This window comes from Gordonia sp. DT218 (genome assembly GCF_049847105.1).
In the GTDB taxonomy this organism is placed as follows: domain Bacteria; phylum Actinomycetota; class Actinomycetes; order Mycobacteriales; family Mycobacteriaceae; genus Gordonia.
Map to the genome: position 1 here is coordinate 164,768 of NZ_JBNCNS010000004.1, position 25,289 is coordinate 190,056.

Here is a 25,289-nt window from a genome sequence, read left to right on the forward strand (position 1 = left end):
TCGTGTCGTTCAGCCGAGTGACCCCAGCGCACGCGCGAGGTGATCCACCTCATAGGGGGTGGAGTAGGGCCCGAGGCCCACCGTGACCGCGCCGCCGAAATCGCCCGCTCCCAGGCGGGTCAGCGCACGACTCGGCACGTCCGCGAGGGCACAGATCCCGTTGTCGGCGAGCCGTCGCACCACCTTGTCGGCACTGACGCCGTCAAAGGTGAAGCTCACCGCCGGGACACGATCTTCCACGGTGCCCACCAGGCTCACCTGGTTGAGGTGCTGCAGGGTGGAGGTCAGATAGAAGGTGAGCCGCCGCAGGTACTCGTTCACGCCGTCGAGGGCGGTCACGACCCGCCGGCGACGCTTTCCGATCGCATCGTCGTCGAGGGCGGCGAGGTGCTCCACGGAAGCGACGAGGCCTGCCAGCAATGCACCCTGGTGCGGTTCGGGCTCCAACCGCGCCGGCCCGACGGCTCGCGGATCCATCGCCAGGGAACGCAGGCGATCCATGGCGGCGGCGCTACGGAATCCCATCGCTGCCACCCGCGGTCCACCCCAGCGTTCGGCGGAGACGATCAGCACGTCGGCGCCCAATTCGCCGATGTCGAGCGGAAGATACGGCGCAGCGCTGGTCGCGTCGACCACCAGGAGGGCACCGGCGGCACGCGCCCTGGTGGCGATCGCGCCCACGTCGGTGATCGCACCGACGGTCGACGACGCCAGGGTCACCGCGACGACGTTGGTCCGCTCGTCGATCAGATCCCGGTACTGCCAGGTCGGCAGGGCGCCGGTCTCGACGTCCACCTCCGCCCACCGGGTCCGGGCGCCGTGCCGGTCGGCGACCCGCAGCCAGGGCACGATGTTGGGTTCGTCGTCCTGGCGGCTGAGCACCACGTTGCCGCCCAGCCAGGACGAGGCCGGCATCGCATCCGCGAGGCCACTCACCAACGCCGACCGCGACGGACCGAGGACCACGGCCGCGGAATCCGCGGCCATCAGGTCCGCGATCGCGCGGCGGGCACCATCGACCACCTCGGCGGATGCCCGAGCGGCCGGATACACGCCACCGGGTGCCGCCCCGAGCTGACGGAAACCTTTCGACACTGCGGACGCGACCGAGTCCGGTATCTGCAGACCGGCCTGCGGGTCGAGATGGATCCAGCCGTCACCGAGCGAGGGGAACAATCCACGCACGTGTGCGACGTCGAAGGCCATGGCTCTCACGATAGACATGGGGTAGCACGACCACTGACACACGTCCTTCGGCACAATGGGTGGCATGACATCTGGACCGTTCGGAGGCAGCGACCCACGCACCGGCGTTCCCGGCGAGGAACCGGAGAACGTGATCGTCGTCGGGGGGCAGTCCGGCGGCGACGCCGACGGTGACGGCAGCAGCGTGGCCGACATGGTGGAACAGCCGGCCAAGGTGATGCGGATCGGCACCATGATCAAGCAGCTGCTCGAGGAGGTGCGGGCGGCTCCGCTCGACGAGGCCAGTCGCAATCGGCTGCGCGAGATCCACGAATCGTCGATCCGGGAACTCGAGGACGGTCTCGCCCCTGAACTGCGTGAAGAACTCGAGCGGCTGGCGCTGCCCTTCACCGACGACGGGACGCCGTCGGACGCCGAGCTACGGATCGCCCAGGCCCAGCTCGTGGGCTGGCTGGAAGGCCTGTTCCACGGCATCCAGACCGCGCTGTTCGCCCAGCAGATGGCCGCTCGCGCACAGCTCGAACAGATGCGGCAGGGAGCACTCCCTCCCGGCGTCGTGACCGGCGGCGGACCGCATGGACCCAGCACGGGGCAATACCTCTGATGCCCCGCTTGTATGCTGGGTCCCCGTGTCATCGGTAGTCAACAGCGAGGTACCCCCAGCACCGGCGGTGTCCGATTCGCGCACGCTCCGCCGGGCGGTCAAGGATCTCCGCGACGGCCTGACCACCTCCGAGCTGTGGCTCCACCTCGGGTGGCAGGACATCAAGCAGCGGTACCGGCGGTCGGTGCTCGGTCCGCTGTGGATCACCATCGCGACCGGCGTCACCGCCGTCGCCATGGGCCTGCTGTACGGCGAGCTCTTCGGGATGGACATCAAGGTCTTCCTGCCGTACGTGGCGCTCGGCTTCATCTTCTGGAACTTCATCCAGAGCTCGATCCTCGAGGGTGCCGAGGTGTTCTCCAAGAACGAGGGGCTGATCAAACAGATCCCGGCACCGGTCAGCGTGCACGTCTATCGCGTGGTGTGGCGTCAGCTGATCATCTTCGCGCACAACGTCGTGATCATCGTGCTGATCTTCGTGATCTTTCCGCCGCCGATCCATTGGTCGGTGCTGCTGGTGTTCCCGGCCATCTTCCTGTTCGTGCTCAATTCGGTGTGGGTGTCCATCGTCTTCGGCATCCTCTCCACCCGCTTCCGCGACATCGGTCAGCTCCTCACCACCGTCGTGCAACTGGTGTTCTTCATGACGCCGATCATCTGGAGCACCCAGAGCCTCGGGAACACCGCGGCCGGCGAGAAGTCGCCGCGATTGAAGCTCGTCGAGCTCAATCCGATGTTCCACTACCTCGAGATCTCCCGCGGCCCGCTGCTGGGGCAGTCGGTGGCGTTCTACCACTGGGCGATCGTGATCGGCTGTACCGCGGTCGGGTGGCTGATGGCCATGCTGGTGATGCGCAATTATCGAGCCCGCGTGGCGTACTGGGTTTAGGACGGGCGAGAAATGGCACCTGACGACAACGTTCGTGTGGACACGTGGGGGGCGTGCGTCGACTTCCCGATCTTCGACGCGAAGACCCGCTCACTGAAGAAGTCCGTGATGGGGGCGGCCGGCGGCGTGATCGGGTCCACCGATTCGAATGTCGTGGTGGTCGAGGCGCTCAAGAGCATCGACCTGCACCTGCAGCACGGCGACCGGGTGGGGCTCGTCGGGCACAACGGTGCAGGCAAGTCGACACTGCTGCGACTGTTGTCGGGCATCTACGAGCCCACCCGCGGATCGTGCCGGGTGAGCGGGCGCGTGGCCCCGGTCTTCGACCTCGGCGTCGGCATGGACCCCGAGATCTCCGGCTACGAGAACATCATCATCCGCGGCATGTTCCTCGGTATGACCCGCAAGGCGATGCTCAGGAAGATCGACGACATCGCGGAGTTCACCGAGCTCGGTGACTATCTGCAGATGCCGCTGCGAACCTACTCCACCGGAATGCGGGTGCGCGTGGCGCTCGGCGTGGTCACCAGCATCGATCCGGAGATCCTCATCCTCGACGAAGGTATCGGCGCGGTGGACGCGGACTTCATGAAGAAGGCCCGCACCCGACTGCAGGCACTGGTCGAACGATCCGGCATCCTCGTGTTCGCCAGCCACTCCAACGAATTCCTCGCGCAACTCTGTGACCGCGCGCTCTGGATCGACCACGGTCAGATCCGGATGGAGGGCGGCATCGAAGACGTCGTCGGCGCCTACGAGGGCCCGGCGGCCGCCGCCCACGTCCGGAAGGTGCTCGCCGAGATCGAGGCACCGGGCGCATGACCGACCGCGTGATCGCGGTGGTGGTCACCCATCGCCGAGTCGAACTCCTCGCCGGTTCGTTGGCCGTCGTCGCCAACCAGGACCGCCCCATCGATCACCTGATCGTGGTGGACAATGCCGACGAACCAGAGGTCGCCGAGCTCGTTGCTGGACAACCGATCCCGACGACCTACCTCGGTTCGCAGCGCAACCTCGGCGGCGCGGGCGGCTTTGCGCTCGGCATCCTGCACGCGCTGGCCATGGGTGCGGACTGGGTCTGGTGCGCCGACGACGACGGCCGCCCCGACGGCCCGGCCGTGCTGAGCGCCCTCCTCGATTGCGCTGCACGGCATCGGCTCGACGAGGTCTCGCCGGTGGTCGCCAACATCGACGACCCGGACACCCTCGCCTTCCCACTGCGTCGTGGACTGGTGTGGCGGCGCAAGCGCTCCGAGCTGTTTTCCGACGCCGGGAGCGCAGCGAGCGGGTCGCAGGTAACCGACGCCGGGAGCGCAGCGAGCGGGTCGCAGGTAACCGACGCCGGGAGCGCAGCGAGCGGGTCGCATGTAACCAGCGGAGAGGCCACCGCGGACGATCTGCTGCCCGGAATCGCGTCACTCTTCAACGGCGCGCTCTTCTCGGCGCGCGCGCTCGAGGAAGTCGGCGTGCCGGATCTCCGGCTGTTCTTCCGTGGCGACGAGGTGGAGATCCATCGTCGGCTGCAGCGGTCGGGGCTCGCGTTCGGCACCTGCCTGACGGCGGGCTACCTACACCCCGACGGCTCCGACGAGTTCCGGCCGATCCTGGGCGGGCGGATGCACACGCAGTACCCCGACAACCCGACGAAGCGCTTTTTCACGTATCGCAATCGCGGTTACCTGATGAGCCAGCCCGGGATGCGCAGGCTACTCCCGCAGGAGTATGCCCGATTCGGCTGGTATTTCCTTGTGCAGCAGCATGATCCGAAGGGTTTTGCGGAGTGGATGCGGCTGCGGCGACTGGGCCGTCGGGAGCGGTTCACGCGGCCGTAGGGGTGCGGTCGGTCCCGAGATCTCGATACGGCTCCTCGCTACGCTCGTCACCTACTCGATCGGCGGTGCCGCCCGCTTCGGCGGCGTCATACCGACAGCCGTCACCGCACCGAGCACCGCAACCAGCCCGAGCACGAACCAAGCCTGCTGAAAAGCCTTGTGCGCAGCTGCATATCCGACTGGCGTGCCGATGATCGCAACCAGCAGGCTGACGCCGAGAGCCATGCCGATCTGGCGGCTCATGTTGACCACCGCGCTCCCGGTCGCGGATTGACTTGCCGGAAGGTCGGCGGTGGCCGACGAGAGGATGGACGGTAGCGCGAGTCCGACACCCATTCCACCGATCAGCCACCCGGGCAGGATCTCGGTCGCATAGTCCGGGGTCGCGTCCACCGACAGCGCGATGATCACGCCACCGAGTCCGAACAGCACGCATCCGGCGGACACGATGGCACCCACCGGGATACGCGCACTCAGCCGATGGGCCACGGCGGCGAAGATCGGGACCATGAGAGGTCCGGTCGACACCGCGAATCCGGTCTTGATCGCCGAGTAGCCCCAGACCTGCTGCAACCAGAGAATGTTCGCGAGCAGGGCACCCGCGAACGGGATCGCGAAGAGCACCGCGGTGATGTTCGAGAACGAGAAGGCCCGTACTCGCAACAACGCCGGGTCGATGACGGGCTCAGGGTGCCGCGCGGAACTGACGACGAACCCGACGAGTGCGACGACGCAGATGACCCACGAACCGACGATCCTCGGGTCCGTCCAGCCCCATTCGGTGCCTTCCACCAGGCCGAGCGTCAGCGCCCCGATCGCTACGGCCAGCAGGGTGGCGCCCAGCAGGTCGGGGAGTTCGGTCTCCGTCTCGTTTCGCGAGCGGGTGAGCACGACGGCCCCGGCGATCAACGCGGCGATCCCGACCGGGACGTTCACCAGGAACACCCAGCGCCACGATGCCTCGACGAGCAGACCCCCGACGGCCGGCCCGAGGGCCGCGGCGAGCGCGCCGGTGGCGGCCCAGATGCGGACCGAGCGAGCGCGCAGGTGCGGCGGCATGGTCGAGACGACCAAACCGAGGCTCGCCGGGGTGAGGATCGCGGCCCCGACCGCCTGCAGGCAGCGGAACGCGACCAACCACCAGACCCCCTGGGCCGCAGCACACGCGGCGCTGGCGACGGTGAAGATCGCCAGTCCGAGCAGGAAGCCGCCCTTGCGACCGAACCGGTCGACGATCCGACCCGCCGGAACCAGCAGCGCGGCGTAGATGATCGTGTACGCGTTGAGCACCCACGACAGTTCGGACAGGCCGACACCGCCGAAGTCGCGCCCGATGTCATCGAAGGCCACGTTGACGATGAAGACGTCGAGACTGGCCATGAATGCGGCCAGCGACAGTATCGCCAGGACCACACCGGGGCGACCCGGTGTCGACGTCTCCGCAGGCGTCCGTCCGATGAGTTGTTTCACGCAACTGATGTAATCAGAGTTGAGTTGTTTGACGCAACTCACTACTGTGGGGTCATGCGCCGGACGCCCTTCACCGATATGAACTGCTCGGTCGCCCAGACGCTGGAGATCGTCGGCGAGTGGTGGACCCTGCTGATCGTTCGCGACGCACTACTCGGCGTGACCCGGTTCGACGAGTTCTCGACGCGCCTGGGCATCGCACGCAACGTACTCACCCAGCGGCTCGACACCCTCGTCGAACACGAGGTGCTGACCAAACAGCCCTACCAGGACAAACCCGTGCGTTTCGACTACCTGCTCACCGACAAGGGCCGCGACCTGTGGACAGTGGTCGCGGCGCTGCGTCAATGGGGCGACACGTGGGCCGCCGAGGGTGGCGCGCCCGTCGTGACCACACACCGCGCCTGTGGTCACACGATGGTCGTCGAGCCGACGTGCTCGGAGTGTGGCGAACGGGTCACTCGCGACTCCCTGCGGGTTCACCCGGGACCCGGCGCCGGTGAGAACAGCCCGCTCCCCCAGCGCTGACCAGTCCAGGCCTGTCCCACCGAAGCAGTTCCACAGCCATCAGTTCCACGATCGAGAGGACCATCACCCATGCACATCAACGGCCACACCGTCCTCGTCACCGGCGCATCGAGCGGGCTCGGCGTCGAGTTCGTCACCCAGGCACTCGGGCGCGGGGCCGCGAAGGTCTACGCCGCGGCGCGACGTGAGATCAACCACGCCGACCCGCGCGTGGTCCCGATGCGTCTCGACGTGACCGAGCCGGACAGCATCGCGGCTTCCGCGAAGGCCGCACCCGACGTCGACATCCTGATCAACAACGCCGGCATCCTCGGCGGTTCCTCGTTGCTGACCTCGCCCATCTCTGAGATCCGGGATGTCTTCGACACCAATGTGTTCGGAGTTCTGGAGATGACCCGGTCCTTCGCACCGACGCTCGCCTCCCGGGGCGGCGGTGCCGTTGTCGACATCGCGTCGGTGCTGAGCTGGATCGCCGCACCGGGCGCCTATTCCTCGTCGAAGGCCGCCCTGTGGGGATTGACCAACAGCCTGCGCGCCGAGCTGGCCACGCAGGGCACACAGGTCCTCGGCGCGCACCTGTCCTACGCGGCGACCCCGATGACCGAGGGTGTCACGGACGCTCCGAAGCTCGCCCCGGACATGGTGGTCGGGCAGATTCTCGATGCACTCGAAGAGGGTGCCGACGAGGCGATCGTCGACGACATCACCGCCGCGGTCCGCGCATCGCTGAGCACCAACACCACCGCGGCACTGCCCGGCTGAGCCGGTGATTCGGCGCTCAGCACGCGAATCGGCCGACGGCGTCCGGCCGGATGACGCGGCGTGGTGCGTGCTGCCCACCAACGCGACCCGTCCTCGGATGACTCCGCGGATCCGAGACGCGGATGTCGGGCCGTCGGCGCGGAATCCCGATTGCTGCCGGCGAGAAACCGGGTGCCGTCGACGAGGGTGGCGACTGGCCGGCCCGGAGCCCGGGGGATTCCTTCCCAACGTAATTAGAACGTGTTCTACTCTGAGTGAGACTGCCCTACGTCCACCCGAGGAGCACGATGCGCTTCACCTTCGCCGAGGCAATGACCGACCCGACGTTCTACCCCCCGCTCGCCCAGGCGGCGGAGCAGGCGGGATATGCGGGTTTCACCATCCCGGACTCGCTGGCCTACCCCGAGGAATCGGACGCCACCTACCCCTACACCGAGGACGGCAACCGCGAGTTCCTCGAGGACAAGGCGTTCATCGAGACGTTCATCCAGGCCGCCGCGCTTGGCGCGGTGACCTCGACGATCCGGTTCACACCCTTCGTCGTGAAGCTCCCGGTCCGCCCGCCGGCCCTGGTGGCCAAGCAGGCGAGTTCGGTCGCCTTCCTGACCAACAACCGCTTCGCGATGGGTGTGGGCACCAGTCCGTGGCCCGAGGACTACGACTTCATGGGCGTGGACTTCAAACGCCGCGGCAAGCGCATGGACGAATGCATGGACATCATCCGGGGTCTCACCACCGGTGAGTACTTCGAGTTCCACGGCGAGTTCTACGACATCCCCAAGATCAAGATGTCGCCTGCGCCCACCGAGCCGATCCCCATGCTCGTCGGCGGCCACGCCGACCCGGCCCTGCGCCGGGCGGTCGTCCGCGGCGACGGCTGGATGCACGGCGGCGGCGACGGCGAGGAACTCGACGCGCTGATCGAGAAGATCGACGACATCCGCAAGGCCGAGGGAAAGCTCAACGACCCCTTCGAGATCCATGTGATCTCCGTCGACGCGTACTCGGTCGACGGCTGCAAACGCCTCGAGGACAAGGGCGTGACCGACGTGATCGTCGGATTCCGGCTGCCCTACATCAAGGGCCCCGACACGGAGCCTCTGCAGAAGAAGATAGACCACCTGAACTGGTACGCGGACAACGTCATCGCCAAAGTGAACGGCTGATCGCCATCACCGGCTGAGATACCGCAACGCCGCCTCTGCGGCGTTGCGGCCGCACATACCGTGCACCCCACCGCCGGGCGGGGTGGCCGACGAGCAGAGGTACACACCGGGCACCCCGGTCGCATACGGATTCGGCGACAGTCGCGGCCTGGCGATCAGATGGGTGAGATCGTTTCGTCCTCCGCCGATGTCGCCGCCCACGTGGTTCGCGTTCTGCCGTTGCAGCTGCGCGGGCGACGTGCTCACCGAGTCGACGATCTGCGCCGCGAACCCCGGCGCGAATCGTTCGATCTGCGCGGTCACCGCGGATGTCGCATCGCCGGTGAACCCGTGCGGCACATGGGCGTAGGCCCAGAGCGGTCGCAGGGAGCCGGTGGCTCGCGTCGGATCGGCGAGCCATTGCTGACCCACCAAGGTGAACGGGCTCGCCGGCATCCGGCCGGCGGCGACGTCGTTCTCCGCCGCGACGATCTCCTCGAAGGTGCCGCCGAGATGCACGGTGCCTGCGCGCCCACAGTCGCGGTCGGTCCAGCCGATGTCGCCGTCGACGAGGTAGTCGACCTTGAACGCCGCCGGACCGTGACTGTGCCGGCGGTAGCGCCGAGACCGGCGCGCCGACAAACGATCTCCGAGGATGCCGGCGGCCGCGGCCGGCATGACGTCGAGCAGCACCACGTCGGCCGAATCCACCTCGTCGATGTGGGTGACCTGCCGGCCCGTGGTGATGGTTCCGCCTGCATCGATGAGTGCCGAGGCCAGAGCGGTGACGATGGCCCCCGAACCGCCTTGCGCCACGGGCCAGCCATGCCGATGCCCGGCCGCGAGCAGGACCAGACCCGGCGCGGCCGAACCCAGGCGATCCAGACGCGTGAAGGCGTGTGCGGCGACACCGCCGAAGAGTGCGCGGGCCTGCGCGGTGCGGAAGACCCGGGCCAGACCGGTCGCCGGATAGAGGGCCCGATGCCCGAACCCCGCCAGCTTGACCGGATGGCGCGGCATGGCCACGAGCGGACCGAGGAGATCGTCGGCGAGGTCGTCGAAGTCCGCCGCGATCCCACCGATCATGTCTCGCCAGATCGCTCGGTCCGCACCCAGACCGTCGGCGGTGTCGGCGACCGAGCGATGGAGCAGTGCGGCCCGCTCGCCGTCGAGCGGATGCGCGCAGTCGATCTCCGGCCACCTCCATCGCAGACCGTGCTCGTCGAGACGGAGACTCCGCAGTGCGGGCGATCCGGCGCCGATCGGATGGAACGCCGAGCAGACGTCGTGCAGCACGCCGGGCCGCATCAACTCTGCCGAGCGCGCGCCGCCGCCGATGGCGTCCGCGGCCTCGATCACATGGACCCGGCAGCCCGCGCGCGCCAGCATGACCCCTGCGGTGAGACCGTTGGGCCCGCTTCCGACGACGACCGCGGAGGTCATCTCGTCAGCTGATCCGGAAGATGACCAGGCGTTGCACGATGAAGTTGATGACCGTCGCCGTGCCCTGCGCGATCACATAGGCGGCGAAGCTGTAGACGATCGTCTGCGGCCACAGGTGCGAGCACCAGGTGTACAGACCGACGTTCACGAAGAACGTGACACCGTAGAGTGCCGCCACCCCAACGAACCGCAATGCGCTCGGCTCGGCCTCGAACGTCCAGCGACGATTCAGCAGATATGCGGTGGTGGTGCCGAGGATGAAGCCGAACGACTTGGCGATCCAGAACGGCGTCCCGATCGCATATTGGAGGATCAGGGTCAGCCCGAAGTCGAGGACCCCGGACCCCGCGCCGGTGATGGCGAATCGGATGATCTGTGTCTTGAGGTCGACATTCGTCGACGCCTCGCCGTCGTTGAACGGCAGCTCCAGGGGCGTCGGAGCATGGCGGGTGGTGAAATCGTCATGGCGCGGATGGTCGTCCTCTGCGCCGGACTCGGGTCGAGACACGCCTGCAACCCTAGTCCAGCCGTCGATCGGATGGCCGCCGGTGGCCCCGGTCCCTAGAACTCTTCCTCGACGTCGGAATCGCGCGCGGCCTTCTCGCCACGATCGAGTTCGGCCAGTGCAGCGAGGTCGTCCGGTTCGAACGCGAAATCGAAGAGATCGGCGTTCTCGATCTGGCGACCGGCGTGCGACGACTTCGGCACCACACTTATCCCCTCCTGGACCGCCCATCGAAGCGCGATCTGGGTGGGCGACTTGCCGTACTTGCGCGCCAGTCGGATCACTGCGGGCTCGCCGAGAATGCCCTCCTTGCGTCCGGTCGGGTGCCAGGCCTGCGTATGAATCCCGTTGTCCGTCATGAATTTCCGGAGTTCGGTCCGCGCCAGCGCCGGGGAGCACTGGATCTGATTGAGCGCGGGCCAGCGTCCGGTCTCGTCATAGAGTGCCTGCAGCTGGTGCTGGGTGAAGTTCGAGACGCCTGCGGTGCGGATGAAGCCCTCGTCGGCCAGTGTCAGCAGCGCCTTCCACGACTCGACCGTGCGGCCGAGACTCGGACAGGGCCAATGGATCAGGTAGATGTCGAGGTGGTCGACGGCCAGGCGCCGCGCGCTGTCCTGTGCCGCGTTGATCGCCTCGTCGAACCCGTGGTCGCCGCCCCCGAGCTTGGTCTGCACCACCACGTCGTCGCGGGGGACTCCGGACTGCCGCAAACCCATCCCGACACTGCGCTCGTTGCTGTACCGGCTCGCCGTGTCGATCATCCGATATCCCGACCGAATGGCGCCGGCGACCGCGGAGACACTCGGTCGCCCCAACAGGCCCGACGTCCCGAGTCCGACCATCGGGATCACGTATCCGTTGTTCAGCTTCACTGACGGAATGTCCACCCACCAAGGATAGGCGTATCCGGGGATCTCGGTGAGGCGGTCGAAGACGTGATCTACGCTGCCGTTCATGAAGTCTCGCTCGCTGCGCCGGGGCGCCGCCGCAACCATCGTCGCCCTCGCCCTCGGCGGCGCTGCCTGGGCGGTGTCGCCGGCGGCCCTCGCCGCCGCGGAACCGGGGACCGCCGCGCCGCAGTGGTCGGGCATGGACGTCCGCGACCACCCGGGACCGGTACCGACCAAGGCGGGGACCCTGATCTCGCAGGTGCCCCTCGGCACCGGGCTCAGTGTGCCGGGCGCGGCGAAGGCATACCGCATCCACTATGCGACGCCCGATCAGCACAACCACCCGGCGTCCAGCACCGGTGCCGTGTTCGTGCCCGGCGGAACACCGCCGCGCGGCGGCTGGCCGATGATCGCGTGGGCGCACGGCACCACCGGCCTCGGCGACAGCTGCACCCCGTCGGCGCAGCCCCGCAGCGAGCGTGACTCGGCCTATCTCGGACACTGGCTACGCCAGGGATACGCCGTGGTGGCGACCGATTACGTCGGCCTCGGGACACCCGGGCTGATGAGCTACCTCAACGGGGAGTCGGAGGCGCATTCGATCGTCGACTCGGTGAAGGCCGCACGACAGATGGGCCTGCCCCTCGCGCCGCGATGGGCCATCGTCGGCCAGTCCCAGGGCGCGGGGGCCGCGCTCGGCGGAGCGCGCCGGGCGACCGAGCTGTCCGCGGGCAGCGGACTGGATTATCGCGGCGTGGTGGCCACCGGCACGCCGGCGAACATCGAACTGCTCCTCGGTCTCGGCGGGCCCGCCTTTCCGCCGGTGACGTTGCCGGCCGCGCTCAACACATACGCCGCCTACATCCTGGCCGGTTTCGCCGATGCCCGACCGGATCTCGACCCCATGTCGATCATGACCCCGACGGGCCGCCGACTGATCGGCGCCGCACGGACCCTCTGCTATCCGGAGATGACCGCCCTCATGAAGGGGCGGGACCTGCGGACCATGTTCCGCAAACCGATCTCGTCGCTGCCGGGTGGACAGGCGGCGCTGACCCGGTACATGGGGACCCCCTACTCCGGCTACGACCGACCGATCTTCCTCGGGCAGGGCCTGCTCGACACCGATGTGCCTGCGCCGTCGGCACTCTCGCTGTATGCCCAGATGCGCGCGGCCAACCAGCCCGTCGAGTTGCACGTCTACCCGGACAAGGACCACTCCGGCACGGTGATCGCGTCGATGGCCGACTCGACGCCGTTCCTGGCGCGCATCATGCGCTGATCGGTGTCGCACCACGTGCCGTGAACCTCGCCCACCGCGTGCGGCGATCTGCGAGGCTGGACGGTGATGACCTACGACGACATCATCATCGGTGCCGGACACAACGGGCTGACCGCCGCCGCGTATCTCGCGGCCGCCGGACGCTCGGTACTGGTGCTCGAGCGCGCCGATCATGTCGGCGGCGCCGCGGTGTCGGCGATGCCGTTCCCAGGTCTGCCCGCCCGCGTCTCCCGCTACTCGTATCTGATGTCGCTCCTGCCACGGGAGATCGTCACGGACCTCGAACTCGACATCCGGCTGATCCGACGCCGGTTCTCCTCGTACACCCCGCTGCCGACCGACCCCGCGACCGGCATCCTCGTCGACAACGACGACACCGCGGCGACCGCCGCGTCGTTTCGGCGCGCCACCGGCTCCGAGGCGGCGTTCACCGCGTGGGAGTCGTTCGGCACCCGGATGGGCACCATCGCGCAGCGGGTCTTCCCGACGATGATCGAACCGCTTCGGGCGGCCGAGCAGATGCGCGATCTGGTGGTCGGCACCGACACCTCGGATGCCGAGATCTGGGAGATGCTCACGACACGTCCGCTCGGTGAGCTTCTCGGGCAGTATTTCGACGATGACGTGGTGCGCGGCATCGTCGCCACCGACGGACTCATCGGCACCTTCGCCGACCTCGACGAATCGGCGCTGCGGCAGAACATCTGCTTCCTGTATCACCTCATCGGCGGTGGGACCGGCGACTGGGATGTGCCGGTCGGCGGGATGGGTGCGGTGTCCGGCGCGCTCTATCAGGCCGCAGCCTCGGCGGGCGCCGAGATCCGCACCGGCGTCCGAGTGCTCGGCGTCGACCCGTCGGACGGGACCGTCGAACTCGCCGACGACCGCGTGACCGGATCGATGTTGTATGCCGCGTGCGCGCCACGGGTGATCAACGGTCTCCTCGACGACCCCGTCGACACCGAGGCGGACCCGAGGGGTTCGCAACTGAAGATCAACCTCCTGCTCGAGCGTCTGCCGCGCCTGCTCGACACGTCGACGTCGCCGGAGGCCGCCTTCGCCGGCACCTTCCACATCAACGAATCGGCGACCCAGTTGCGGACCGCCTGGCTGCAGGCCGACCGTGGCCAGGTGCCCGAGCTGCCGCCGTGCGAGATCTATTGCCACACACTCTCGGACGGCTCGATCCTCGGCCCCGAGCTCCAGGGCAGGCACACGCTGACGCTGTTCGCCCTGCACATGCCCCCGGAGGTGTTCGACGCGCCCGGTGCCGTCGAGCATGCGGTCGGCGCCACGCTCGCATCGCTGAACTCCGTCCTCGCCGAGCCCATCCAATCGGTGATCGCCCACGACGTGACCGGCAATCCCTGCATCGAGGTCAAGACACCCCAGGATCTCGAGGAGAGCCTCGGCCTGCCGGGTGGCAACATCTTTCACCGCAGTCTCCAGTGGCCGTGGGCCGAGTCGGAATCCGAGGTCGGGTCCTGGGGCGTGGAGACCCGACATCCGCGACTCCTGCTCTGCGGTGCGGGGGCACGGCGCGGCGGCGGGGTGAGCGGCATCCCCGGCCACAATGCGGCGGCGAGAACGCTGCGCGATTAGCGATCCGGGGCAACCGTCGCAGATGCACATCCATCCCTCAGCGTTTCTCACCGTGAGGGCGCTGTGCCCGCGCACCGTGCAGGTACCCTCATGAGCGATGTCTACAGAAGAGCTGTTGCCGATCGAGACCCGCACGCTGGTGGGCTGGTCCCGCACCACGCCGACCATCGGTCACGTGTTGTCGACGCCATATCCCGAGGTCATCGCCGAAGCGGTGGCCCGTGTCGCCGACGACAACGCGGACAAACCGGACTATCTCAAGCGTGGCGTGATCGCCCGGGGCCTGGGCCGGTCGTACAACGAGTCCGGCCAGAACAGCGGTGGTCTGACCATCGACATGACACCGCTGACGCGCGTGCACTCGCTCGACGAGGACACCGCGATCGTGGACGTCGACGCGGGACTCTCGCTCGATGCCCTGATGAAGATCGTGGTTCCCAGGGGGTTCTGGGTCCCGGTGATGCCCGGTACCCGGCAGGTGACCATCGGCGGGGCGATCGCCCACGACATCCACGGCAAGAACCACCACAGCATGGGCAGCTTCGGCAATCACATCACCGAGATGCAGCTGCTCGTCGCCGACGGACGGATCCTGACGCTGGCCCCCGACGGTTCCGCCGACGACGCGGACGGATCGTTGTTCTGGGCGACCGTGGCCGGCATCGGGCTGACCGGCATCATCCTGCGCGCCAAGATGCAGCTCAAGCGCACCGAGACCGCGTACTTCCTCGCCGACACGTTCACCACGAACAGCCTCGACGAGACGATCGACCTGCACCTGGAACAAAAGTACGAGGACGGCTTCGAATATGCCTCCGGCTGGTTCGACACCATCAGCGGCCCACCGAAACTGGGGCGCGGATCGTTCAGCCGCGGCAATCTCGCCACCCTCGACGATCTGCCGATGAAACTCAAGAACAACCCGCTCAAGTTCGACCCGAAACCACTGATCTCGGTACCGAACATCTTCCCGCGCGGGCTGGCCAACAAGTTCGATTTCTCGCTGGTCGGTGAGGCCTACTATCGGATGGGCTCCAACAAGAGAGACGTCATCGAGAGCCTGCCGCAGTTCTATCACCCGCTCGACGTGATCGGGAATTGGAACAACGCCTACGGCCGCGGGGGAGGTTTCGCCCAGTACCAGTTCATCGTGCCGACCGGCAACGAGAGCGAGTTCAAGCAGCTCATCCTCGACATCCAGGCCTCCGGCCACGTCAGCTTCCTGAACGTGATCAAGCTCTTCGGCGACGGCAACAAGGCGCCGCTGAGCTTCCCGTTCAAGGGCTGGAACGTCTGCCTCGACTTCCCCGTCAACAAGAGCCTGGGTGCATTCCTCGTGGACCTCGACCGCCGGGTGATGTCGATGGGCGGGCGGCTTTACACGGCCAAGGACTCCCGGACATCCGCGCAGAACTTCCACCAGATGTACCCACAGATCGACGAGTGGATCGCCATCCGCCGGAAGATCGACCCGACCGGGGTCTTCATGTCCGACATGGCGCGCCGACTCGAACTCAACTGATACCGCGCCTCATTCCCGACCAGCGAAAGGTCACCATGTTCAACGCCGTTGGCGTACCCCAGTCCATCCTGGTCCTCGGCGGAAGTTCCGAGATCGGCCTGGCCATCACCGAGGAATACCTCAAGAAGGCCTCCATGCGGGTGGTCCTCGCCACTGTGCCCGGAGATCCCACCGCGGCCGCCGCCGTGGCGAAGATGACCAAGGCCGGCGCCTCGAGTGTCGAGCAGATCGACTTCGACGCCCTCGCGCCGGACACCCATCCGGCCGTGCTGGACAAGGCCTTCGCCGGCGGCGACATCGACGTCGCGATCGTGGCGTTCGGTATCCAGCCCGACGACGAGAAGGCCTGGCAGGACCAGAAGACCGCGGTGACCGAGGTGGGGATCAATTACACCGCCGCGGTGTCGGTGGGTGTGCTGCTCGGCGAGAAGATGCGCGCACAGGGATTCGGGCAGATCATCGCGATGAGCTCGGTCGCCGGAGAACGGGTGCGCCGCAGCAACTTCGTGTACGGCTCCACCAAGGCCGGTCTCGACGGCTTCTACCTCGGACTCGGTGACGCCTTGCGTCCGTTCGGCATCCGCGTCCTGGTCATCCGGCCGGGACAGGTCCGGACCCGCCTCTCGGCGCACGTGAAGGAGGCGCCGATGACGGTCGAGAAGGAGGACGTCGCACGCCTGGCCGTCGCGGCCGCCGACAAGGGCAAGGAAATCGTCTGGGCGCCCGGGCCGTTCCGCTTCGTGATGATCATCCTGCGGCACATCCCGCGCCCGATCTTCCGTCGACTGCCAATCTGAGGATGGGAGTGCCCGCTCGCCGCACCCGCGACGTCGGAGAACTCGTCGTCGGTGCGATCGTCGCTGTCCTGATCGCCTACATCGGTCTCAAGATCATCGGGGCCGTCGACTGGCCCGCGTTCAACTCCTCCAACGTGAGTCGGGCGCTCACCACCGTCGGCCAGGTGGTCGCCGTCGCGCTGATGGTGATCGCCGTGATCCTCCATCGCGGCGGCCGCGCACGATGGCTGACCAGCCTCCTGTCGGTGGTCGCGTCGGCCGGTCTGGTGACGGTCACGCTCGGTATGCCGCTGGGTGCCACCAAGCTCTATCTGTTCGGGCTCTCGGTCGATCAGGAGTTCCGCACCGAGTACCTGACCAGGATGACGAGCAGCCCCCGGCTGGCCGACATGACCTACATCGACCTACCGCCGTATTACCCGGCCGGCTGGTTCTGGTGGGGCGGGCGATTCGCCAATTTCGAGGGCCTTCCCGGCTGGGAGGCCTACAAACCGTGGGCGATCATCTCGATGTCGATCGCCGCGGCGGTGGGCATCCTGCTGTGGACCCGGATGGTCGGCCCGAACCGCGGGATCCCGATTGCGCTGGCGGTCACCACCATCACGCTCATGTACGCCTCCCCGGAGCCGTACGCGGCGGTGCTGGTCATGATCGGCACGCCGATGCTCATCACGCTGCTCTACGCGCTACGCGGCCGATCGCGCATCGCCGACGGCCCGGTCGGCGGTCTCCGGCGCGGGACGAGTTGGCCCGCGGTGGTCGCGGCGGGTGCGTTCTTCGGCCTCAGCGCCACCTTCTACACGCTCTACACCGGCCTGTTCGCCCTCACCGCAGCCCTCATGGCGCTCTATCTCATCGGCCAGGCATGGCGTGGCGCGTCCAACAAGGCCGTGCCCGACGACACGGTGTCCGCCCGTCGCCGATCGACGATCGGCGCGATCATCGGCCGGCTGGTGTCGGTCGGGGTGATCGCCGGAGTCATCGCGTTGCTGGTGTGGGCGCCGTACCTGTGGTCGAGGGCCCGCAGCGAGCCGGCCAGCGGCGGCACCGCCGAGCATTACCTGCCCGAGCGCGGCTCCATCCTGCCGCTGCCGTTCTTCCACTTCACCCTCGTCGGGATCATCACCTTCATCGGACTGATCTGGCTCCTGCTGCGCTTCCGGAAACGCACCACCGCCCTCGCGCTCGGCCTGACGGTGCTGACCGTCTACCTGTTCTGCCTGCTGTCGATGCTCCTCACCGCCGCAGGCACCACGCTCCTCTCGTTCCGTCTCGATCCGATTCTCGATGCGACGCTCGGCGCCGCCGGCGTACTCGGTGTCGCGGAGGTGTCACGGTGGGCGGTCGGCAAATTCGGCGATGTCCGCTTCGCGATCGGTGCCGTGGCGGCGGTGTCCGCCATCGCCCTCGCCCAGGGTGTACCCGGTTACCTCTCCACCGAGATCACCACCGCGTACACCGACACCGACGGCTACGGGAAGCGTGCCGATCAGCGGCCACCGGGCGCCGAATCGTACTTCCCCGAGATCAACCGCCTCATCCACAAACAGACCGGCCGACCGGCCGACCAGAACGTGGTGCTCACCGCCGACTACGGATTCCTCTCCGTCTTCCCGTACTGGGGTTTCCAGGGTCTGACGTCGCACTACGCCAACCCGTTGGCCGAGTTCGACAAGCGGGCGGCCACCATCGGGCGATGGTCGGAATCCACCACGCCGGACCAGATGATCAGAAAACTCGACCGGTCCCCGTGGAAGCCGCCAAACGTCTTCCTGTTCCGTTACGGCGCAGACGGTTACACGTTGAGGCTGGCGAAGGATGTCTACCCGAACGACCCGAACGTCAGCCGGTACTCGGTCACGTTCGATCCCGCGGTGTTCGCCGATCCCCGGTTCACGGTGACCGAGGTCGGACCGTTCGTGGTGGTGGTGCGGCGATGATCGTGGGTCAGGAGTGATCGTGCCGAAGAGCAAGTTCCTCATCAGCCGGGTCGACGCCGGATCGTCGTCGGCCTTCCTGGTGCATACCGACGTCGTGAACTGGATTCTGCTCCAAGAGGGTTCGGACATCACCCTGATCGACGGCGGCTATCCGGGCCAGGCCTCCGACGTGGTGGAGTCGATCCGTCACATCGGCGGCCGGCCCGAGGACATCCGCGGGGCGCTGCTGACCCATGCCCACGTCGATCACCTCGGCGGGCTGGTGTCCCTGAGCGAGCAATACGGATTCGACGTCTTCATGGACCCGGCCGAGGTGGCACACGCCCGACGCGAATACCTCCAGCAGGCGGGACCCCTCGACATCCTGCCGATCGCATACCGGCCACGCGTCCTGCGATGGCTGGCCGCGGTCACCCCGCTCGGCGTGTTGAGCCGCAAGGGAATCGACGGCGCCAAGCCGTTCGGGACCCCGCTCGACCTACCGGGCGGCCCGACCCCGGTCGCCGCGCACGGCCACACCGACGGGCACAGCGCCTATCTCGTCGCCGACGCAACGGTCCTGGTGTCCGGCGATGCACTGGTCAGCGGGCACCCGATCTCGGCAATAGCAGGCCCGCAATGCATCTCGGATGCCTTTCAGCATGACGTCGACGCGGCGCGGCGGACCGTCGAATCCTTCACCCGGCTCGACGCGACGATCCTGTTCCCCGGCCATGGACCGCGGTACGACGGTTCCGTCGCCGACGCCGCCCGGCGGGCACTCGAGGTGTCCTGAGCGGTCCGGCGATCCCTGAAAACCGCCCCCGGAAAGCACCCGCCACCGGGCCACGGTCGAAATACGTCGATGGGCCTCGCCAACGGGCGGTTTCCGGGGGCGGTTTCAGGGGCGGCCGTCCTCGGCGATCGACCTGATGCGGTCGAGGCGGCGGTCCCAGCCGCGCGCGATGGCATCGAGTTGCCGGGCGACCTGACTCAGCCGCGCACCCACCGGCTCGTAGCGCAGCTCCCGGCCGGCCTTGGCCGAGCTGACCAGACCCACATCCTCCAGCACGCGAAGGTGTTTCGCGATCGCCTGTCTGGTGATGGGCAGTTCGGCCGCCAGCGCCGACGCCGATGCCGGGGACCGGGAGAGCGTCACCAGGATCTGCCACCGGCTGTCGTCGGCGAGCGCCGCGAACAGATCGACCGGCGCGGCGTCGTCCACCTGCCCCGTCGCTTCGCTCGCCCCGACCACATCTGCATCAGGCACGGGCAGCGGCCCCGGCGAGGTGGGCGCGAGCCAGATCCAGCTCGAGGCGCCACCCCTGGGTGTGGTCGTCGAATCGGGAGCGGCGATCGGCCTCCGGTTCGGAGAGCGACGCGAAGCCCGACTCGGCGACCTTGAGCACCACACCCGACTCCACCTCGGTGACCCAGAACTCCACCAGCGTCGACGAACTCGACAGGTCGTCGGCGTCGATGTGCCAGCGGAAGGCCGCGTATTTGGGTTCGTCGAGCGTCACGGTCCGGAACGCGAACCGGCCGTGATCGGGGTCGGTGATGTACGAGACCTCGCCGTCGCGACTGATCTGATGGTCGATGATCTTCTGATCGTTGATGTACCAGCCCGGCTCGCTGACCAGTGCCCAGACACGGTCGGCGGGTGCGTCGATGCTGATCTCGCGTTCGATGCGATCGAATTGGGTGTCCATGGTGTCCTCCTCGGACTCGATGATTTATGTGCAACTCGATAGTTGCACAAAGGGTGCGGTTATTGCAACCCCCGAGTTGCAATTCATCGGGTGGCCTTGACCTCAAGTGAAGTTGAAGTATGAGAGTTGGCGACATGACATCACCGCTGCTCCACCGCATCGACAAGTTCTCCGTGCCCGCCGACGCCATGCCCGAGTTCCTTACTCGAGTACGGCACACCCACCAGATTCTCGGCGGCCAGCCCGGCATCGTCCGCAACGACGTCGTCACCCTGGTCGACGGCGAGAGCGACTACAACGTGGTGACCGCGGTGACATGGGAGTCGTGTGAGGCACTGCAGAACGCCGGGCGCGCGGTGGCCGCGGATGTCGCGGCGAGCGGATTCGACCGAGCCGCGTTCCTGGAGCGGCTCGGGGTCACCGGGGATTTCGGGACGTACTCGTGACATCGTGACGCGCCGTTGCGGGCCCCGCGCGGTCAACCTCGCCGAGTACCCGCCAACAGGGACGCCGAGCTCATCCCCGGCAAGTCGATCGTCCTGCCGTGCGCCGCGAGCACGGACCCGGTGTCGCTCAGCGAGCACTCCCATCCCGCCGCGTCGAAGGCTGCGGGGATATCCGGGTTGTCGTGCCAGAGTGCACGGATCTCGGCGAACGGATCATCGCGGCCGGGCGTGCGTTTGCCGGCGCGGCGCACGGTGACACCGATCCTCGAATTCGCTGTCGCCGCCACGCTGACACCTTCGACGACGCGGGACACGACGTCGGCGGGCAGATACGCGAGCAGCCCCTCGGCCAACCATGCCGACGGTTCGTCAGGCCGAAAACCGTTGTCCTGCAGCGCACGCAACCAGTCGTCGACGAGATCGCAACGCACCGGCCGCCGATCGACGACGGGGTCGATCCCCGCCTGCGCCACCACGGCTTCCTTCACGTCGACCACCGCGGGGCGGTCGACTTCGAACAGCCGGGAGTCGGGAGTGAACCCGTTCCGGAATCCTCGGCCGTCCAGACCTGAGCCGAGGATGACGAACTGCCGAATCCCCGCCGCGGCGGCGTCGGCGAAGACGTCGTCGAGGAACAGGGTCCGCGCCACGATCCACAGATACATCGCCTCGACCTCGCGACGGGCGCCCTCGATCGCACGTTCCGCCGAATACGGCCGCGGTCGCACACGCGCGATGGCCTCGGCGAGCGGGTCATGAAAGAGCGCATCCGGACGCGAGGACTCTGTCGCCCGCGCCCATGCCACCCCGAGGGCGGTTCTGCCGACGGCATCCAGTTCGCTCAATTGGCGTCGACCAGTTCGGCGAGCCGGCGGATCGCGAACTCGTAGCCCGGGATGCCGCAGCCTGCGATCACCCCGGACGCGACCGGTGACACGTAGGAGTGATGCCGGAACGCCTCGCGCCGGTGGATGTTGCTGATGTGGACCTCCATGATCGGCACCTCCGGAACCACCAGCGCGTCGGCCAGCGCGACCGATGTGTGCGTCCAGCCGCCCGGGTTGATCACGATGCCACTGACCTGCCCGCGGGCCTCGTGAATCCAGTCGATCATCTGGCCCTCGTGATTCGTCTGGGCCGCCCGCAGTCCGAACCCGACCGCCGACGCGGTCCGCTCCGCGAGCGCGACCACGTCGTCGAGGGTCGCCGATCCGTACACTTCCGGCTGCCGGATGCCCAAGGTGTTCAGGTTCGGGCCGTTGAGCAGCAGAATCGGCAGGGGTTCGGGGCTCGACGAGGTGTCCGGCATGGCTCCAACCATAGTTCAGTCCTTCGCGCCGACATCGCGTCCAGGAGCAACGGTTACCATCTCTCTTTGTGCCATCGCTGACAGTCCGACGAGCCAAGATCGTTGCCATCATCACCGGACTGCTCGGATTCTTCATGGCACTGGCCACACCCCTCATGCCGGTCAGCCAGACCACGGCGCAGATCAATTGGCCACAAGACAACACCGTCGGATCGGTTGCCGCCCCGCTGATCAGCTATGTCCCCATCGACTTCGACGCGCACGTTCCGTGCAGTGCCATCGATCAACTCGGCGATGGCGAATCGGTACTGCTGTCGACGACGCCGAAAGAGGCCGAGAAATCCCCGGAACGCGGGCTGTTCATCCGCAAGACCGGACAGCCCGGCGACCCCGCCGATCAGCAGACCATCGAAGTGGTCATCCGCAACCTCCCGCTGGTGTCGGCCACGTTGGCGCAGGTCCGACAGCAGGACTGCCGCGAGATCGTCGTGCACGCGGACTCCGAAGCGGTGTCGGCCGAGTTCGTCGGAATGCACAACGACCAGGGCGAACCACTCGACGGCACCACCGAGGGCCGAGAGTCCAACACCTACGACAAGGACCAGCGACCACAGGTCACCGGACTGTTCACCGATCTCTCCGGTCCGGCCGCGAACCAGCCGGGTCTCAGCGCCCACGCCACCATCGACTCCCGCTACACGACGGCTCCGACCATTCTGAAGTGGCTCGTCCTGATCGTCGGGATCATCTGCACCCTGTTGTCGCTGGCCGCCCTCGCCGTCCTCGACTCCACCGACGGCCGCAAACACCGGCGCATCCTGCCGGCGCGTTGGTGGCGACTCAACGCCCGCGACTACGTGGTCATCGGCGCGCTGATCGTGTGGCACTTCATCGGACCCAACACCTCCGACGACGGCTATCTGCTGACCATGGCCCGCGTCGCACAGAACGCGCAATACACGGCCAACTACTTCCGATGGTATGGCGCGCCAGAGGCACCATTCGGCTGGTACTACCAGGTCTTCGGACTGCTCAGCCACGTCAGCGTGGCCAGCCCGTGGATGCGCATCCCCGCGTTGATCTGCGGCATCGGCGTCTGGCTCATCATCAGCCACGAGGTGTTGCCGAGGCTCGGTCGTGCCGCCATCACCCGCCCGTCCGTCGGGTGGACGGCCGCCTTCGTGTTCCTGGTGTCGTGGTTCCCGTTCGACAACGGTCTGCGCCCGGAGCCGATCATCTGTCTCGGTGCCCTGCTCACGTGGTGTTCGGTGGAGCGTGCCATCGCGACCGGGCGCCTGCTACCCGCCGCCGTGGCCTGTCTCATCGGTGCGTTCAGCCTGGCCGCCGGTCCGACCGGTCTGCTCGCCGTGGCCGCCCTCATCGCGGGCGCGCGACCGATGATCCTGGCGTTGATCAAACGCGCGAAGGTCATCGGCGGCGGCCGGTGGGCCTATGTCGCGCTCTTGGCGCCGATCCTCGCAGCCGGCACCTTCATCATCTTCGTCGTGTTCTCCAATCTCACGCTGCGATCATTTGTCGAGGCGTCGCAGATGAAGACCGCGCTCGGGCCGTCCGGCCACTGGTACAACGAGATCAATCGCTACTCGTCGCTGTTCGCCTTCTCCGCCGACGGCTCCATCGTGCGACGGTTCGCCGTCCTCGTGATGATCCTCGGCCTGGTGGTGTCGGCGGCGATGCTGATCCGCCGGTCCCGCATCCCGGGCACTGCGCTGGGGCCGTCCCGACGAATCGTCGCGATCACCTTCGCGTCGTTGGTGTTCCTCATGTTCACGCCGACAAAGTGGACGCATCACTTCGGGGTGTTCGCCGGGCTCGGGGCGGCACTGGCCGCCATCGCGGCGATCGCGGCGAGCAATCAGGTCATGCATTCGCGGCGCAACCGCACACTGTTCGCGGCGCTGGTCCTGTTCGTCGCGGGTCTGGCATTCACCGCACCCAACTCCTATTACTACTCATCCGCCTGGGGCATGCCCTGGGGCGGCATGCAGGTCACCATCGCGGGCGTTAACCTGGCAAATCTGTTGCTCTACGCGTCACTCGTGCTCCTGTTGGCGGCGTTGTGGTTCCACTTCCGTGAGCCGTTCACCGGCGCAGATCCGGCCGACGGGCTCCCCGACCGTTCGGCGCGGCCATGGTATCGCCGCCTCTGGACGATGCTGGCCTCGGCTCCGCTGGCCTTCGTCGCCGGGGCGGTGGTGATCTTCGCCCTTGTCACCGCGATGTTCGCCGGTATCCAGCAGAGTTCGTCGTATTCCGTGCCGCGCGCGAATCTGGAGGCGCTCAAAGGCGAGGAATGCGGTATGGCCGACAAGGTCTGGGTCGAGACGGACCCGAGCCGTTACCAGCTCACCCCGGTGGACGGATCGATCGCCGACCCGCTGGCCGGTCCGCCGACGGCACCGGCCGACGCAACCCAGCCGGCGACCACCGGCTTCAATGCGAACGGTGTGGACGAGGATCTCGAGACGACGGCGAGCGAGGGCTCGCTGGGCGTGCTGGCCGGTAGCGCGGTCGCGTCACCGGATGTGCTGACCGCCAACGCCGGCGGCACCGGAGGCGGCATCGAGTCGACCGCCGGGGTCAACGGCAGTTACGCACAACTCCCCTTCTTCCTCGACCCGGCGAAGACCCCGGTGATGGGCAGCTACTCGAAGACCGATCAGGTTCCGGCGCATCTGACGTCGGCGTGGTACGCGATGCCCGCCGATTACAAGGACCGTCCGATGGTGGCGTTCTCGGTCGCCGGTCTCTTCGACAATCCGGATCTCCTGCTCGAATACACCACCGACCCGGTCGGACCGGGTACCCGCGACGCGTCGCTGCATGCCACCGGTGACACCGAGATGATCGACCCCGGCCCGCGCCCGTCGTGGCGGAACGCCCGTGTCACCACTGATTCACTGCCGGACGACATCACCGCAGTGCGCATCGTCGCGACCGACGAGAACCTCTCGGAGGACCGCTTCATCGTGGTCACGCCGCCTCGGCTCCCGGAGATGCAGACGCTGCAGCAGGTGGTCGGGCGCGAGGACCCCGTGCACGTCGACTGGACCTCCGGCCTCTCTTTCCCATGTCAGCGGCCGTTCACCCACAAGGACGGGGTGGCCGAGATCCCGAAGTGGCGGATCATGCCCGGCGCCGACCTGGCGGCCGCGGTGTCGGCATGGCAGAACTCCTTCGGCGGGGGACCACTCGGCTGGATCGAGGTCTCTCAGCAGGCCACCGCGATGTCCACCTACCTCCAGGACGACATCGGGCGTGACTGGGGCGCGCTCGAGCGCTACACGCCGTACGGCGATGTGACCACGCTGGCCGATGTCGACACCGGAACCGCCACCCGCAGCGGGCTCTGGAGCCCGGCGCCGATCCGGCACTGATTCCCAGACTCCCGATTTCGTAGTACGT

Annotated in this window: 24 protein-coding genes; 15 read left to right on the forward strand and 9 right to left on the reverse strand. The window is 67.4% G+C overall.

The window, feature by feature from the left end; all coding sequences use genetic code 11:
* Positions 1 to 9: 9 nt before the first annotated feature.
* Positions 10 to 1,206, reverse strand: coding sequence for an aminotransferase class V-fold PLP-dependent enzyme (locus ACPXCG_RS16165; protein WP_425792996.1), 1,197 nt, complete (start codon positions 1,204 to 1,206; stop codon positions 10 to 12).
* A gap of 64 nt (positions 1,207 to 1,270) precedes the next feature.
* Between ACPXCG_RS16165 and ACPXCG_RS16170 the strand changes: the two genes are divergently transcribed.
* Genes ACPXCG_RS16170 through ACPXCG_RS16185 form a run of 4 tightly spaced genes read left to right on the forward strand, consistent with a single transcriptional unit; the run spans position 1,271 to position 4,531 of the window.
* Complete coding sequence (locus ACPXCG_RS16170; RefSeq protein ID WP_164309555.1) at positions 1,271 to 1,810, forward strand: bacterial proteasome activator family protein; 540 nt, start codon at positions 1,271 to 1,273, stop codon at positions 1,808 to 1,810.
* A gap of 25 nt (positions 1,811 to 1,835) precedes the next feature.
* Positions 1,836 to 2,699, forward strand: coding sequence for an ABC transporter permease (locus ACPXCG_RS16175; RefSeq protein WP_425792997.1), 864 nt, complete (start codon positions 1,836 to 1,838; stop codon positions 2,697 to 2,699).
* A gap of 12 nt (positions 2,700 to 2,711) precedes the next feature.
* The gene (locus ACPXCG_RS16180) at positions 2,712 to 3,521 is read left to right on the forward strand and encodes an ABC transporter ATP-binding protein (protein WP_425792998.1); all 810 of its coding nucleotides are present in this window, start codon (positions 2,712 to 2,714) and stop codon (positions 3,519 to 3,521) included.
* Positions 3,518 to 4,531: a glycosyltransferase gene (locus ACPXCG_RS16185; RefSeq protein WP_425792999.1), complete on the forward strand. Its 1,014-nt coding sequence runs from the start codon at positions 3,518 to 3,520 to the stop codon at positions 4,529 to 4,531. The genes ACPXCG_RS16180 and ACPXCG_RS16185 overlap by 4 nt, the downstream gene beginning before the upstream one ends.
* A 51-nt stretch (positions 4,532 to 4,582) precedes the next feature.
* Here the strand turns inward: ACPXCG_RS16185 and ACPXCG_RS16190 are convergent, their stop codons facing one another.
* A complete protein-coding gene (locus ACPXCG_RS16190) occupies positions 4,583 to 5,911 on the reverse strand; it encodes a DHA2 family efflux MFS transporter permease subunit (protein WP_425793463.1) in 1,329 nt (442 codons plus the stop codon).
* A gap of 144 nt (positions 5,912 to 6,055) precedes the next feature.
* Here ACPXCG_RS16190 and ACPXCG_RS16195 point away from each other — a divergent pair, with 144 nt between their 5' ends.
* The 3 genes from ACPXCG_RS16195 (at position 6,056) to ACPXCG_RS16205 (ending at position 8,457) form a co-directional block, all read left to right on the forward strand.
* Positions 6,056 to 6,529: a winged helix-turn-helix transcriptional regulator gene (locus ACPXCG_RS16195; RefSeq protein ID WP_425793000.1), complete on the forward strand. Its 474-nt coding sequence runs from the start codon at positions 6,056 to 6,058 to the stop codon at positions 6,527 to 6,529.
* A 69-nt stretch (positions 6,530 to 6,598) separates the two neighbouring features.
* Positions 6,599 to 7,291 carry an SDR family oxidoreductase gene (locus ACPXCG_RS16200; RefSeq protein ID WP_425793001.1) on the forward strand — a complete coding sequence of 231 codons (693 nt, stop codon included), beginning with the start codon at positions 6,599 to 6,601 and terminating at the stop codon, positions 7,289 to 7,291.
* 287 nt (positions 7,292 to 7,578) lie between these two features.
* Positions 7,579 to 8,457 (forward strand): TIGR03619 family F420-dependent LLM class oxidoreductase, encoded by an 879-nt coding sequence (locus ACPXCG_RS16205; RefSeq protein ID WP_425793002.1) that lies wholly within the window; start codon positions 7,579 to 7,581, stop codon positions 8,455 to 8,457.
* A 6-nt stretch (positions 8,458 to 8,463) separates the two neighbouring features.
* Here ACPXCG_RS16205 and ACPXCG_RS16210 read toward each other — a convergent pair whose 3' ends face one another.
* From ACPXCG_RS16210 to ACPXCG_RS16220, 3 genes are read right to left on the reverse strand one after another with little or no spacing between them, the layout of a single operon-like run.
* Positions 8,464 to 9,879, reverse strand: a complete 1,416-nt coding sequence (locus tag ACPXCG_RS16210; RefSeq protein ID WP_425793003.1) for a phytoene desaturase family protein — start codon at positions 9,877 to 9,879, stop codon at positions 8,464 to 8,466.
* A gap of 4 nt (positions 9,880 to 9,883) precedes the next feature.
* A complete protein-coding gene (locus tag ACPXCG_RS16215; protein WP_425793004.1) occupies positions 9,884 to 10,387 on the reverse strand; it encodes a GtrA family protein in 504 nt (167 codons plus the stop codon).
* A 53-nt stretch (positions 10,388 to 10,440) separates the two neighbouring features.
* The gene (locus tag ACPXCG_RS16220; protein WP_425793464.1) at positions 10,441 to 11,271 is read right to left on the reverse strand and encodes an aldo/keto reductase; all 831 of its coding nucleotides are present in this window, start codon (positions 11,269 to 11,271) and stop codon (positions 10,441 to 10,443) included.
* A 67-nt stretch (positions 11,272 to 11,338) separates the two neighbouring features.
* Between ACPXCG_RS16220 and ACPXCG_RS16225 the strand changes: the two genes are divergently transcribed.
* The 6 genes from ACPXCG_RS16225 to ACPXCG_RS16250 all read left to right on the forward strand — a co-directional run bounded on the left by ACPXCG_RS16225 (position 11,339) and on the right by ACPXCG_RS16250 (position 19,192).
* Positions 11,339 to 12,556: a prolyl oligopeptidase family serine peptidase gene (locus tag ACPXCG_RS16225; RefSeq protein WP_425793005.1), complete on the forward strand. Its 1,218-nt coding sequence runs from the start codon at positions 11,339 to 11,341 to the stop codon at positions 12,554 to 12,556.
* 66 nt (positions 12,557 to 12,622) lie between these two features.
* On the forward strand, positions 12,623 to 14,158 hold the full coding sequence (locus ACPXCG_RS16230) for a phytoene desaturase family protein (protein WP_425793006.1): 1,536 nt from the start codon (positions 12,623 to 12,625) through the stop codon (positions 14,156 to 14,158).
* Positions 14,159 to 14,255: 97 nt separating this feature from the next.
* Positions 14,256 to 15,680 carry an FAD-binding protein gene (locus ACPXCG_RS16235; RefSeq protein ID WP_425793007.1) on the forward strand — a complete coding sequence of 475 codons (1,425 nt, stop codon included), beginning with the start codon at positions 14,256 to 14,258 and terminating at the stop codon, positions 15,678 to 15,680.
* A 35-nt stretch (positions 15,681 to 15,715) separates the two neighbouring features.
* Positions 15,716 to 16,477, forward strand: a complete 762-nt coding sequence (locus ACPXCG_RS16240; protein WP_425793008.1) for a decaprenylphospho-beta-D-erythro-pentofuranosid-2-ulose 2-reductase — start codon at positions 15,716 to 15,718, stop codon at positions 16,475 to 16,477.
* A 2-nt stretch (positions 16,478 to 16,479) separates the two neighbouring features.
* Entirely contained in the window at positions 16,480 to 18,417 is a 1,938-nt protein-coding gene (locus tag ACPXCG_RS16245; RefSeq protein WP_425793009.1) for a galactan 5-O-arabinofuranosyltransferase, read from the forward strand.
* A gap of 13 nt (positions 18,418 to 18,430) precedes the next feature.
* Positions 18,431 to 19,192 (forward strand): MBL fold metallo-hydrolase, encoded by a 762-nt coding sequence (locus tag ACPXCG_RS16250; protein ID WP_425793010.1) that lies wholly within the window; start codon positions 18,431 to 18,433, stop codon positions 19,190 to 19,192.
* A 105-nt stretch (positions 19,193 to 19,297) separates the two neighbouring features.
* Here ACPXCG_RS16250 and ACPXCG_RS16255 read toward each other — a convergent pair whose 3' ends face one another.
* Both ACPXCG_RS16255 and ACPXCG_RS16260 read right to left on the reverse strand, forming a co-directional pair.
* The gene (locus ACPXCG_RS16255; protein ID WP_425793465.1) at positions 19,298 to 19,621 is read right to left on the reverse strand and encodes an ArsR/SmtB family transcription factor; all 324 of its coding nucleotides are present in this window, start codon (positions 19,619 to 19,621) and stop codon (positions 19,298 to 19,300) included.
* 37 nt (positions 19,622 to 19,658) lie between these two features.
* Entirely contained in the window at positions 19,659 to 20,108 is a 450-nt protein-coding gene (locus tag ACPXCG_RS16260; RefSeq protein ID WP_425793011.1) for an SRPBCC domain-containing protein, read from the reverse strand.
* A gap of 134 nt (positions 20,109 to 20,242) precedes the next feature.
* Here ACPXCG_RS16260 and ACPXCG_RS16265 point away from each other — a divergent pair, with 134 nt between their 5' ends.
* Complete coding sequence (locus tag ACPXCG_RS16265) at positions 20,243 to 20,554, forward strand: antibiotic biosynthesis monooxygenase family protein (protein WP_425793012.1); 312 nt, start codon at positions 20,243 to 20,245, stop codon at positions 20,552 to 20,554.
* Between the two features lie 32 nt (positions 20,555 to 20,586).
* Here ACPXCG_RS16265 and ACPXCG_RS16270 read toward each other — a convergent pair whose 3' ends face one another.
* Entirely contained in the window at positions 20,587 to 21,399 is an 813-nt protein-coding gene (locus ACPXCG_RS16270) for an SAM-dependent methyltransferase (protein WP_425793013.1), read from the reverse strand.
* A complete protein-coding gene (gene aroQ / locus ACPXCG_RS16275; RefSeq protein WP_425793014.1) occupies positions 21,396 to 21,863 on the reverse strand; it encodes a type II 3-dehydroquinate dehydratase in 468 nt (155 codons plus the stop codon). The genes ACPXCG_RS16270 and aroQ overlap by 4 nt, the downstream gene beginning before the upstream one ends.
* 68 nt (positions 21,864 to 21,931) lie before the next feature.
* Between aroQ and ACPXCG_RS16280 the strand changes: the two genes are divergently transcribed.
* Positions 21,932 to 25,261, forward strand: a complete 3,330-nt coding sequence (locus ACPXCG_RS16280; protein WP_425793015.1) for an arabinosyltransferase domain-containing protein — start codon at positions 21,932 to 21,934, stop codon at positions 25,259 to 25,261.
* Positions 25,262 to 25,289: the final 28 nt, after the last annotated feature.

Coding starts and splice junctions, on each gene's coding strand:
- ACPXCG_RS16225 (WP_425793005.1), top strand. CDS start 11,339: ATGAAGTCTCGCTCGCTGCGCCGGGGCGCCGCCGCAACCATCGTCGCC.
- aroQ (WP_425793014.1), bottom strand. CDS start 21,863: ATGCCGGACACCTCGTCGAGCCCCGAACCCCTGCCGATTCTGCTGCTC.
- ACPXCG_RS16210 (WP_425793003.1), bottom strand. CDS start 9,879: ATGACCTCCGCGGTCGTCGTCGGAAGCGGGCCCAACGGTCTCACCGCA.
- ACPXCG_RS16260 (WP_425793011.1), bottom strand. CDS start 20,108: ATGGACACCCAATTCGATCGCATCGAACGCGAGATCAGCATCGACGCA.
- ACPXCG_RS16230 (WP_425793006.1), top strand. CDS start 12,623: ATGACCTACGACGACATCATCATCGGTGCCGGACACAACGGGCTGACC.
- ACPXCG_RS16180 (WP_425792998.1), top strand. CDS start 2,712: ATGGCACCTGACGACAACGTTCGTGTGGACACGTGGGGGGCGTGCGTC.
- ACPXCG_RS16170 (WP_164309555.1), top strand. CDS start 1,271: ATGACATCTGGACCGTTCGGAGGCAGCGACCCACGCACCGGCGTTCCC.
- ACPXCG_RS16205 (WP_425793002.1), top strand. CDS start 7,579: ATGCGCTTCACCTTCGCCGAGGCAATGACCGACCCGACGTTCTACCCC.
- ACPXCG_RS16265 (WP_425793012.1), top strand. CDS start 20,243: ATGACATCACCGCTGCTCCACCGCATCGACAAGTTCTCCGTGCCCGCC.
- ACPXCG_RS16200 (WP_425793001.1), top strand. CDS start 6,599: ATGCACATCAACGGCCACACCGTCCTCGTCACCGGCGCATCGAGCGGG.
- ACPXCG_RS16240 (WP_425793008.1), top strand. CDS start 15,716: ATGTTCAACGCCGTTGGCGTACCCCAGTCCATCCTGGTCCTCGGCGGA.
- ACPXCG_RS16235 (WP_425793007.1), top strand. CDS start 14,256: ATGTCTACAGAAGAGCTGTTGCCGATCGAGACCCGCACGCTGGTGGGC.
- ACPXCG_RS16165 (WP_425792996.1), bottom strand. CDS start 1,206: ATGGCCTTCGACGTCGCACACGTGCGTGGATTGTTCCCCTCGCTCGGT.
- ACPXCG_RS16195 (WP_425793000.1), top strand. CDS start 6,056: ATGCGCCGGACGCCCTTCACCGATATGAACTGCTCGGTCGCCCAGACG.
- ACPXCG_RS16245 (WP_425793009.1), top strand. CDS start 16,480: ATGGGAGTGCCCGCTCGCCGCACCCGCGACGTCGGAGAACTCGTCGTC.
- ACPXCG_RS16190 (WP_425793463.1), bottom strand. CDS start 5,911: ATGGCCAGTCTCGACGTCTTCATCGTCAACGTGGCCTTCGATGACATC.
- ACPXCG_RS16185 (WP_425792999.1), top strand. CDS start 3,518: ATGACCGACCGCGTGATCGCGGTGGTGGTCACCCATCGCCGAGTCGAA.